This is a genomic window from Salipiger marinus (assembly GCF_900100085.1).
Lineage (GTDB): Bacteria > Pseudomonadota > Alphaproteobacteria > Rhodobacterales > Rhodobacteraceae > Salipiger > Salipiger marinus.
In genome coordinates, this window is the sequence record NZ_FNEJ01000032.1 from 1 (window position 1) to 11,671 (window position 11,671).

General features: G+C 62.9%; 5 protein-coding genes and 1 pseudogene. 2 read left to right on the forward strand and 4 right to left on the reverse strand.

Going from position 1 to position 11,671, the window contains the following annotated elements:
• Window positions 1–284 precede the first annotated feature (284 nt).
• Together BLR51_RS28315 and BLR51_RS24060 are read right to left on the reverse strand one after the other, a co-directional pair.
• Window positions 285–469: pseudogene (locus BLR51_RS28315) on the reverse strand (IS5/IS1182 family transposase); the annotation flags it as partial.
• Window positions 470–564: 95 nt separating this feature from the next.
• The gene (locus tag BLR51_RS24060) at window positions 565–849 is read right to left on the reverse strand and encodes a hypothetical protein (protein WP_131821874.1); all 285 of its coding nucleotides are present in this window, start codon (window positions 847–849) and stop codon (window positions 565–567) included.
• 218 nt (window positions 850–1,067) lie between these two features.
• Between BLR51_RS24060 and BLR51_RS27500 the strand changes: the two genes are divergently transcribed.
• Window positions 1,068–1,859: a hypothetical protein gene (locus tag BLR51_RS27500; protein WP_131821875.1), complete on the forward strand. Its 792-nt coding sequence runs from the start codon at window positions 1,068–1,070 to the stop codon at window positions 1,857–1,859.
• 250 nt (window positions 1,860–2,109) lie between these two features.
• On the opposite strand, the gene BLR51_RS24065 is transcribed toward BLR51_RS27500, so the two are convergent.
• Both BLR51_RS24065 and BLR51_RS24070 read right to left on the reverse strand, forming a co-directional pair.
• Window positions 2,110–2,907, reverse strand: a complete 798-nt coding sequence (locus tag BLR51_RS24065; RefSeq protein ID WP_165616921.1) for a glycosyltransferase family A protein — start codon at window positions 2,905–2,907, stop codon at window positions 2,110–2,112.
• Window positions 2,908–2,911: 4 nt separating this feature from the next.
• Window positions 2,912–6,523 (reverse strand): glycosyltransferase family 2 protein, encoded by a 3,612-nt coding sequence (locus BLR51_RS24070; protein WP_089851779.1) that lies wholly within the window; start codon window positions 6,521–6,523, stop codon window positions 2,912–2,914.
• Between the two features lie 394 nt (window positions 6,524–6,917).
• Between BLR51_RS24070 and BLR51_RS28520 the strand changes: the two genes are divergently transcribed.
• The gene (locus BLR51_RS28520; protein WP_165616922.1) at window positions 6,918–11,663 is read left to right on the forward strand and encodes a calcium-binding protein; all 4,746 of its coding nucleotides are present in this window, start codon (window positions 6,918–6,920) and stop codon (window positions 11,661–11,663) included.
• The last annotated feature ends 8 nt before the right edge of the window (window positions 11,664–11,671 follow it).

The window sequence follows — 11,671 nt, forward strand, 5'->3', positions numbered from 1 at the left end:
CCTCCATCGCAAACGGACGGCACCTGCCGCCCCGCGATCAGAATACAGGCTGATCCGACTGGGCCGTGCCGGTGAAAAAGACATGCGGTCTTACGGCCGTTGAATGAAAGTCGTTGAATGAAAACTGGGTCGAGGGAGCAATAGCCGTGGCACACGCTGCTGCCACTGGACGACTGCCTCTCCGCCCTTCAGCCTTCGATCCCGCACCTGCTCAGCGCTTCATCGGTGCCTGTGATCTGGCCCCTTGAGTTTCTCGATCATAACAAGAGTCTGCCAGTTTGTGATATGATCCGGGCAAACATACCCTTGTCGTTCCAGCGCTTCCAGCGGCTGTAGAGCGTCCTGTGCGGACGGTAACGTTTGGGCGCGTCGCATTAGTGTAAAAATTTAATATAATTAGTATTATCCTTGGTAGAATACGCCGGTTATCGACGCAGGGCTTTGGATAAAAGAACTCAAGACGCACCATCTGCGTGTCTTTCAGCCAGACCAAATTACAGATTTCACCGCTCGATGGTCGAGCGGTGAACCAGATCTTTATGACATGATCAATGTGTCCTGACCCTAGGTCTCTTTATCTGCTGTCTCTTCCGTAGCGGGCTCAGCGCCTTCTTCGTTCTGCTCATCGGCGAAGGCTTTTGCAACGGCGACTGGGTTCTTGATCTGGCCTGCAGCGATCTGGTTCAGGATCGCAATGGCCAGCTTGCCCTTCTTCTTGTTCAGGGCGCGAGGTTCAGTCCCACTGGAAATCTTGGACATCCGGCGCTTGACCGACTTGGCGGTCAAGTTCAGAGATTTTTGAGTGCGGGCGCTCAGGGGCGCAGCGGTGTCGTGGGGGGTGTCGGACATGGTGATACCTTTCATCGTATCTGATCGACATCTCCGGCGGGAGGTCCGTCCGGGGTTGCATAGGGGTGTGGACCCGATGAGGCACACCAGCAACGGGGCAACAATATTTTGGATCAAGAAATTTTTCAAGCGGCCTGTTGGCTTGATCTTATTTATAGTGGTGCTCTACGCAGGATGACCCTGTGCTTGAATATCGTGTGGCTTCAAGGAGTGCCATTTTGACCAAGGGCAATATTCTTCCTATCTCTATTTGTGTGTTTGGGGATTCCCACTCACATCATATCCTACCCAAGGCAGGATCTATGTCCGATAGAATTGGCATAAACAGAAAATATTTTTCAATCGTGGGGCAAGCCATTCCTGCGGCTTCGATTGCTGGGTTCAGACCTAAAGCTTCAACGCTTAAAACCAAAGAGATTATTCGAGCAGCTCTACCCAACGTCAAGCATCTGGTGCTGGGGTTTGGTCAGGTCGACTTGGAGTTGGGGTATTATTATCGCAAGGTAGTGAAAAATGATACCGATCTAACTCCTGGGGAATATGTAGACTGGCTCTCGGGCATTTATCTTGAATTTATTAAATCATTGAATTTCCCTGGAGATCATCTTGCGATCAAAGGTTGCCACCTGACCGTTCTGTCACACCGTAACTTCACGAGAAAGTACGTCCAGAGGATCATAAAAACAGGAGATTCTTCTGAAGAAGATGTTGAGTTATTTTCCAGTCGACTTGATTCCCATATACTTGGGGAAAGGCAGATGAATAAGATGTTGATGGATTTTAACGAGAGAATGCGATTGGAATCTCAGGCTGGACTATTTCGCTATTTTGATATAAATAATGCGGTGGGGTATCAAAAAACTCCGTCTTCTCCCCGCTCTCTTAAGCCACAGTTTGCGCCTGCAATTTTTGATCATCATCTGGCGGATAGCCTTGGTTTGCGCCGAATATATGCGCGATCTTTGCTGAGGGTATTCGACCTTCCTTATGAACATTATATGCGTAACTAATTTATCATATGATGGCGTAACGTATGCAAATATCGCAACCCAACCTCAGAATCAATGGCTGAGGTTGGGTTAATGAAGGAAGGGTTTCTTACCATCTTATGAGGTATCTTTTTTATAACTTTTTATTTGAATAGTTGACGACAAGGGTGTCGCCGCCCTGTGTGTAATGCAGCTTGTGGTGACCAAGATCGCGGATGGAATCCGCAGCGCAGCATGTCGTGTCGTTAAACGATACCACTATAGCACAAGGTCACTCCCGGCGGGCCAGCCCCGCCAGATCGAAATCGAAACGGCTCTTGAAGTAGTTCTGCAGCTCGCCCACGGCGACGTCATTGCCGCCGCCCTTGTTGAAGTTGAGATAGAGCGAGCTCTCGTAATCGGTCTCGTCGAAAGTGCCGGCCTTGTAATCGACATTGATCACGTTGACCGCGATCCGGTTCAGCGACAGATGCCAGCGGAACCACAGATCATCCACCGTGGGGGCGATGCGCAGGGCATCGGCCACGTTCAGCACGTTCACCGGGAAAAACGCGGTGTTGTAAAGGATGCCGTCCTTGCCGGTGGGCAGGATCAGCATGCTGGGATTCTGTTCGATCCGGGTGCGCATCCAGCTGCGATAGGGGGCGATCTTGTCCTCGCGCACGTTGATGCGGTGGCCGCGATAGCCGATCACGCAGCGATAGGTGTGATAGGCCGCGACCAGCCCTTCCAGCCAGTCGGGCGGATAGATCGTGTCATCATCCACCGTCACCACCAGCTTGGAGCTGCCCCAATTGGCGCGCAGATAGGGCAGCAGCTTGCGATAGGGCCCCCAGTTCGGACAGAACTGGATTTTCAGCCGCCCCGCCGCCTCGCGCTGTAGCTGCTGGATGTCCTCCGGCAGCTCGGTCACGCCCTTGTCGAGCAGGTAAGGCTCGCGCGAGAGATAGAGATGGATGCACAGGTTGGCGTAATTCTGGTCCAGCAGCGAGCGCAGCGTCTGGCCCAGCGTGGCCATGCGCGAGCTCATCGAGGTCATCGAAATGTCGATGGTGCCGTAATCTGTCATGTCTTCAAACCCCTTGGGTCGGGCGCAGGGCAAGCGGCACCGCGATGGCATGTTCGGGGGCAAGCGCCTGCCCGTCGCGGCGCAGGTTGCGCAGGCTGCGCCGCCCGCTGATATTGGTACGGAACAGCTGCAGATATTCCATCTTCTCGCTCTTGGTCTTCTGCGACAGGGTGGCGGAATCCGCAAAACACAGCATCATCGGCAGAGCCAGTTCGGTCAGGGCGTGGTTGCCGTAATATGCGCGCAGCCGTTCGCGCATCTCCACATCCCCGCGAGAGCGCACCTGCGCAAAAAGCCCCACCGCGTCGAACGCCTCGCGCCGGAACATCGAGGTCATCGGCCCGTCGCCCAGAATGGTGAATTCCGCCTCCATCTGGATGCGGCCATGGCGGTCGATGCGGATATGCGGGGTGGTGACCATCTGCGTGACGGGGCTTTGCGCAAAGGCCGCGATCTGGGTGGCGAAGCGGTCGGGATGCGACCAGTCATCGGCATCCTGAATCGCCACGAACGCGCCGGAGGCGGCGGCGATGGCGCGGTTGCGCCCCATATAGGGCCCGGAATTGACCGGCATCCGCAGATAGCTGACGCGGGGGTCGCCCTCCACGGCGGCGCGGATCTCGGCGCTGTTCTCCGGCTCGGAGGCGTCGTCGACCACAAACACCTCGATATTGCCATGCGACTGCTCCAGCACCGAGGCCAGCGACAGCTTCAGCAGCGGGATGTCGGCATTATAGGCCGAGATGATGACGCTGACCTTGGGCCCGTCCCGGTGCTGCGCGCTGCCCGCGCAGGCGGTGGCGGCATGGGCAAAGACCTCTGCCGCACTGCGGCCCTCGATGCGCAGCGGCGCCGTGCCGCTGCCCTCGAAGCGCCGGGCCAGCATGGCGTTCAGCGGCCCGTTATCGCCCAGCACGTTCTTGCAGATCACGTCCAGATCGGTGTCATCCTCCAGCAGCCGCGCCTCGCGCAGCTCCTCGAGCACGGCGCGGTCGGAAAACAGCGCCCCCATCAGCTTGTTGCCATAGACGCCCGACAGCTGCGGCAGGGCGGCGCCGGTGATCGGCAGCGCCATGTCATGCAGTTCGTTGGAATGGCTGCGCAGCGAATCCATCCACGGGATGAACTCCACGTTGCGGGTGCGGTCGGGGTCGCGGATCATCGCCAGCAGCCGGTCGCGGTCGCCCTCCACCAGCGCGTTCTTGAAGCTGTCCTTGAAATCCAGCGTCCCGGCGATGGCCTGCAGCACCGGCTCGCCCACCAGCGCGCGGACCGTGGGCAGCACGTCGGAATAGAGCAGCTTCTGGAAGAACCGCAGGAATCCCACATCCTGCAGCAGGTCGGATCCGGTCCGGGCCAGATGCGCCAGATGCTGGGTCATCAGCTCGACCGAGCCGTAGCGGCGGATGCATTCGCCGAACCGGTACTGCGCGCGCTTGGTCTGTTCGGTGTCGGCGGCGGCAAAGGCAAGGGCGGCATGCACCACGGGCAGCGGCAGGCAGCTGGCCAGCAGTTCGAACAGCGGCACGATGTGATGGTGGCTGGCCCGGGCGATGTCGCCCGCGCAGACCGCCAGCCGTGCCGCGATCTCGTCGCAGGAGGCGACCTGCCGGGCCAGACCCAGAAAGGCGCGCAGGCTGCCCTCTTCCATGCGCAGCAGCAGCTGCGGCTGGCCGGAGGCGCTGCGGGCAAAGGCGTCGATGGCGGTGGTCAGATGCGGGGTGTCGCCCGCCCGTTCCAGAGCGGCCATCACCAGCCCGGCCTGCCGGGGCGAAGGCGCGGCGGCGAACTTGGCCAGCTGCGTTTCCAGATTGCGGCTGCGCTGCACGATGGCGCCGATCAGCGGCGCCACCGGCCAGTCGGCGATGGTGGAGCGGCGGGCGAAGAACCGCTCGTCGATCTGCCCGGTCAGGAAGGCCGCCTCGTGATCGGTCTCGGTCAGGGGCATGGTATTGACGCTGCGTTCCAGCCCCACCAGCAGGTCGGGGGCCAGCGCCGTGCCCGCGCCGCCGCGCACGATCAGCCCCTCGGGCCAGAGCAGCAGACCGGCGATGGCGTGCGGCGCGCCGGGCTGGTCGAGCTTCAGCGCCAGAGCCAGCGGCAGGGTCACCAGATCGGCCAGCGCCATCAGCGTCAGCCCCTCGCCCGGCTTGGGATCGATGGAAAAGGTCGAGCTTTCGCCATTGTAGCTCAGCGCCACCGGGGTCACCGGATAGCGCCCGCCCCGGCCCCAGTAATTCTGCACCGAGGCGATCAGGTAATCCTCCTGCAGCGGGGTGCGGCGCCCGATGCAGACCACCGGCTTCTGCAGCAGGGCGGGGCCTGCCTCGGCGAAGCGTTCCAGCAGCGCCGCGCGTCCCTCGACGATCAGGCAGTGATCGGTGTTCAGATAGGGCTCCACCTCTGCGGTGGGATCGAGCCGCAGCAGGATGGCAAAGGCGTCTTCGGGCCGGACCCCGGCGCTGGCCACGGCCTGCTGTGGCAGCACCTGCTGGGAAATCCGTGCCAGTTCCAGACTGTCGGGCTGCGCGGGCGCCTTCTGCGGGCCGCGCCGGACCTGCCCTGCCACATCGGTCATCGCCACATCGGTATAACCTTCGATTCGGGAGGCCCAGGAGGAGGTGTCGGTGCTGCGCGACAGCGTCAATTCAAGCGCCACAGGGCTGCCCGCAGGCGCCGCACAGCGCAGATAGCCCAGCAGCAGCGGCGAGACCGGCAGATCGGCGGGCAGGGTCAGCACCGTCTCTGCGGGGGCGGGCGTCTCGGGCTCGGCCGTCTCGCGGGTTTCGGGGCGGGCGGTCACCAGCCCGCGTTCGGCCATGTCCTCCCAGAACTCCTGCGCGGCGGCGGCGGGCGTGCCCGACAGCACCACCCGCAGGGGCTGCGGCGGATAGAGCATGATCTCGCCCATGGCGTTCTGCCGGTCGCGCCCGATCAGCGCCAGACTGCGCTGATCCAGCGGATCCAGCGCGCCCACGCCCTTTTCGGCCAGTTCCGCCTGCAGAAAGGCGATGCCTGCGGCCAGAGGCAGCCCGGCGGGCAGGGGGGCCGCGCCGCGAAAGCTGGTGGGGGCATCCAGCGCGCCCATCAGGCAGGGCAGCAGCGGCGCCGTCTCGCCCGAGGCCGCCAGCAGCAGCTCCGCCTCCAGAATGCGCTGCGGATCGGCGGGAAGGCCGCTCAGACGGGTATGGGTGTCGAGCAGGGTCATCAGCAGGGCCAGATCCTGCGCCTGATCCTCGGAGAGCATCTCCGTCTCGGACTGCATCTCGCGCAGCTTGTAGAGGAAGGGGCGGTCTGGATCGGCCAGCGGATCGATGAAATCCAGCACCAGCGTGCGGTTTTCCGGAGGGATGCCGTTCTGGAACTGCTGGGGCAGCCGCCCGAGCCGCGTCCAGAACCGTTTGGACCGCAGGAGCCGGCTGAGAAAGGCATCGATCACCATGCCGGTGGCCAGAAGCCCTTCGACCTTTGTCTCCTCCACGTCGCTCTGCCCGTGCAGGATCAGCATGTAGTCCCGGATCACCGGGGCAGTCAGGTTTGACTGCAGACTGTGCCGGACCGGTTCGGGATAGGTGGCAATCCGGTCAAGAAAGGTGGTGGGCAAGGCCTGGCTCATAAATCTGGTTCCTCAATACTACGCCTTCAAGCAGCACAGTTTCCTCGTGGTTTCAAGCGCGGCGGAGCCTCGGATCAGCCTGCCCGCCTCTGGTGTCTGTGGTTTTGGTGGCACGATGCGCGGGGCTTCGCCAGAGGGCTCCGGTCCGACGGGCGGAGCCCCGCCGGAACCGGGCACAAGACCCGATGCCGACCTCCCGACCGGCCTGCAAAAAAGCTTGTCCGGAATGTGACATTTCGAAAATATAGATTTGAACGGACTCGTTCCCGTCGATTTTGAGTATATCACCACGAAGAATTAACCCATCCTGGCAACACTCCCGGTGCCGATGGAGCGCCGCACTCGTGCCGTTATGCCTTGGCGGGCATGCTTAAAAAGTAAGATCGAGAGAGATATGGCAACTTTTTCCCTGACCACCGTGGCCGATCTGGTCGAAGGCACCGCTGATGACGACCTGATCGTCGTGCCGCCCTCCAATACCAACCTTGCGGCGGATGACACGATCATCGGCGGGGCCGGGTTCGATACGCTGCGCTTCGACCGCAGCCTTGCGCTGTCGGTGAGCTCTCTCAATCTTGCCGGTCTCTCGGGGATCGAGGAATTCGACCTGCGCGCCGCCCCCAGCGTGGTGATGTCGCTCGACGATGCCGTCCTGGCCCAGGCGCAGGACGCGACGGTGCGGCTGAGCTTCGGATCCGGATCGGTGATGCTGGATCTGCGCAGCGTCACCAGCCCGGATGCGGGCACCGTGCTGCTGAACGGCACCGGGCAGGTCGATCTGTTCAATGCAGGCCTGCAGCGGGTCGTGGTGGCCAATGGCGTCAATGGCAGCGTTTCGGGCGGTACCGGGCGCGACCTGCTGGAGGGCGGCAATGGCCGCGACCAGCTGCGCGGCAATGATGGCGATGACGTGCTGTCGGGCGGGCGCGGCAATGACACGCTGTCGGGCGGGGCCGGGCAGGACCGGCTGTCGGGCGGCGCCGACAATGACCAGATGGACGGCGGCGCGGGCCATGACCTGATCAGCGGCGGCGTGGGCAGCACCCGCGCCACCGGCGGGGCCGGGGCCGACACCTATGTGCTGAGCCCGGGCGAGCAGTTGACCGTCACCGATTTCGAGGCGACCAACCCCTATGAGCGCATCGACCTGCGGGCCTTTGCCGGGCTGAGCTTTGCCGATCTGGGGCTGGCGCAGACCGGCCCCGACCTGCTGGTCTCCCTGTCCGATGGCAGCACCATCACCCTGACCGGCATCAGCCGCGCTGCGGTTTCGGCGGCAAGTTTCGTCTTTGCCGGGGATGACGTGGCCACCATGGCCGAGGCGCTGAGCGCGCCCGCCGATTTCAGCTTCACCGAAGCCGCCGACCGCTTCACCGGCGGCCGGGGCAATGACATCTTCGAACTCAGCGGCACCTTTGCCAAGCTCGACGGGGTCGACATCTTCGACGGCGGCGCGGGGATCGACACGCTGCGCATCTGGGGCGAGGACCGCAACATCGCCTCCAGCCGTCTGGCCGGCATGACCTCGGTGGAGGTGATCGACCTGACCGGCGCCACCGGCGTTTCGGGCCTGTCGCTGGGGCCGCGCGCGCTCGAAGGCTCCGAAACCGGCTTCCTGCTGGTCCGCCACGGCGCCAGCCCGCTGCTGCTCGACACCGAACGCTTTGCCAGCGCCGATCAGGTCGTGGTCGAAGGCACCGGCACCGTCACCCTGCGCGACGTGCCCGGCCAGAAGGTCACCATCTCCGACAGCATCGCGGGCCATGTCCGCGCCGGCAATGATCCCAGCCTCATTCAGGGCGGCGCGCTTGGCGACACGATCGAGGGCAACGAACGCGAGGACACGCTGTCCGGCGGCGGCGGCGATGACGTGATCACCGGCGGGGAAAGCAATGACCTGATCTCCGGCGGCAGCGGCAATGACCGGCTCTCCGGCGATGACGGCAATGACACGATGGTCAGTTCGGGCGGCAATGACATGCTGACCGGCGGTCAGGGCAGCGATGCCTTCGTGATCGGGCGCGCAGCGGGCACCACCACGCTGGCCGATTACGAGCGGGACAATGTGGTGGAACGGGTCGACCTGACCGGCTTTTCCGATCTGACCAGCCGGGCCGACCTGACCTTCACCAATCAGGGCGACAATGTCCGCGTCACGGCGGACGGGCTGTCGCTGGTGTTTCTGAACACCCAGGCCAGTGATCTGGATGATGGCGATTTCCTGTTTGCCGGGGAAAACCCGCTGGTTTTCAACGTGGATCCTAGCATCGCCATGGCCGATCTGCAGCAGCTGCTGGACGGGGCGCCTCCGGGGGCCACGATCAATCTGGCGGCGGGCGTCTATTCCATCACCGAAACGCTGCGCATCTCGCGCTCGGACATCAGCCTTGTCGGCGCCGGAGAGGGGCAGACCATCTTCCGCTCCGACGTGTCGCCGGAAACGCCCGGCCCCACGCTGAAGGTCGAACCGACCGACATGCAGATCCGTCTGGGCGTGATCCCCGAGGATATCGCGCTGGGATCCCGCACCGTCACCCTGCCCGACAGCCATGAATTCGCGGTGGGCGACCTGCTTTACGTGACCCAGCCCAATGACGCGGAATGGCTGGCGGAAACCGGCAATACCGGCTGGGAGCCGCCGGTCAATCCCGAGGATCAGGTGCGCGACGGCGAGGATTATTACCTGCGCGAATTCCGCAGCCGCATCGTCTCCATCGAAAACAACGTGGCCACGCTGGCCGAACCCAGCCCCTATGCCTTCGAAGCGGGGGTGGCGCTGCTGGCGGAATCCACCTTCCTCAGCAACGTCAATCTCAGCCATTTCACCATCGAAGGCATCTGGGGCAACTCGGATCCGTTCAATTTCGAGGTGACGCTGGACGCATGGGAAGGCCGCTCGACGCTGGAAATGGACGGGGTGCGCGACAGCCACCTGCAGAACATCAGCATCATCGAACCGGCCAGCCACGCCTTCCGCTTCCAGCGCATCTATGACGTGACCGGCGACAGCCTGACCGGCGTCGGCGCCCATAACAAGGCGGGCGGCAACGGCTATCACTTCATGCTCTACGAGGCGTTTTCGAACGATTTCACCAATCTTTCCAGCACCGATGCCCGCCATGCCGTGCTGTTCACCAGCTACAGCGCCGAGCATTACAACAACATCCACCTGCTGTTCTCCAACCGCGACATCAACTTCCACGGCAGCCCCGATGCGGACAACACCGTGGTGGTCGACGTGATGCGGCAGGATTATCCCGCAGGCTCCACCCCGCAGTTCGATGCGGTGCAGGGCGGCAGCTTCCCGCTGCACCCCTACTGGACGATCGAGGCCAATGACGTCACCTTCCGCGATGCCATCACCGGCGAGCGCAACGACATCATCCATGCCCATGAGGATGGCGGCTACCTCTCCACCGGGCTGGGCAATGACCGGCTTTATGGCGGCTCGGGCAATGACACGCTTGATGGCGGCGAAAACGGCGACATCCTGACGGGCGGCGGCGGGCGCGACCAGTTCCTGCGCCAGTTCAACGATTTCACCGACACGATCACCGATTTCGAAACCGGGGCGGGCGGCGATGTCATGGTGCTGATCGGCACGGGCTATCGCGCCTTCTCCGAGCTGGTCTTCGAGCAGGAGGGCAGTGACACCCTGCTGTGGTATGGCACCACCGGCCTGACCCGGTTCATGAACACCCGTGTGGAGGATTTTGTCGCGGCGAATTTCCGGCTGGAAAACGACGTGCTGGCCGGCCAGACCTTTTCGCTGCGCGCCAACGAGATGTTCGGGCTGGGCACCAACCGGCACGATCTCTTCAACATCACCGCCTTCCATCTCGCCGATCCGGCGCTGAAGATCATCGCCGGGGCCGGGCTCGACACCGTGGCCATCGCGACGCAGTCGCTGACCGGGGATCTCTTTGCGGCGGGCAGCTTCTCGGGGGTCGAGGTCTTTGACGTCTCGGGGGTGCGGTTCGGCAATTTCAGCATCAGCGCCCAGCTTGCGGCGCAGAGCGACACGCAGCGCCTGACGCTTGCGGTGGGGGATACCGGCAACAAGCTGCTGCTCAACGTGCTGCCGCTGGGCCGGGGCCGGACCGTGTCCATCGACGGCGCGCGCGAGGTCGAGCTGACGGGGGGCATTTCCCACACGGTCAAATCCACCGACCGGGTCGGCACGAACATCACCGGCGACGTGCTGAACGACATCCTCTGGGGCGGACGCGCCTCGGATTACCTCAATGGCGGCTCGGGGAATGACACCATCCTCGCCACCGGCGGCGATGACACCATCGATGGCGGCGCCGGGGCCGACATCATGAATGGCGGGCCCGGGTCGGACACCTATATCATCGACAATCTCGGCGACCGGGTCGCGGAAAGCCGCCGCTGGGACGGGGTCGATCACGTGATTTCCTCGGTCGATTTCCTGATGGGGCGCGACCATATCGAAAACCTGACCCTGACCGGCACCGGCAACACCCGCGGCATCGGCAACGGGCTGGAAAACGTCATCATCGGCAATGACGGCGACAACATCATCGATGGCGGGCCGCGGGCCGACCGTCTGGTCGGCGGTCTGGGCGATGACACCTATTTTGTCCGCGCCGTCGGCGACACGATCATCGAGCTTGCCGGCGAGGGCACGGACACCGTCAAGGCGCTGTTCAGCTTCGCCCTGCCCGATCAGGTGGAAAACCTGCACCTGCTGACCTCGGTCGGGATCAACGGCTTCGGCAATGACATGAACAACGTGATCATTGGCAACAATTTCAACAACCTGATCGACGGGATGGGCGGCAATGACACGCTGTCGGGGCAGGGGGGCGCGGACACGTTCCGCTTCCTCACGGCGCCGGGGCCGGGCAATGTCGACCGGATCACCGATTTCACCCCGGGCGAGGACCGCATCATGCTGCTCGGCAGCAATCTGGGCGGCCTGCCGCGCGGCGCGCTTTCGGCGGATGCCTTCGTGCTGGGAGCCGCCGCACAGGATGCGGAGGACGTGATCCTGTATGATCGCGGCACCGGGCGGCTCTGGGTCGATGTGGACGGGACTGGCGATGCGGCGCCGGTGCTGTTTGCCGTTCTGGAAGGCCGTCCCGATCTGGGGGCGGATGATTTCATCCTCGTCTGATCCGCGTC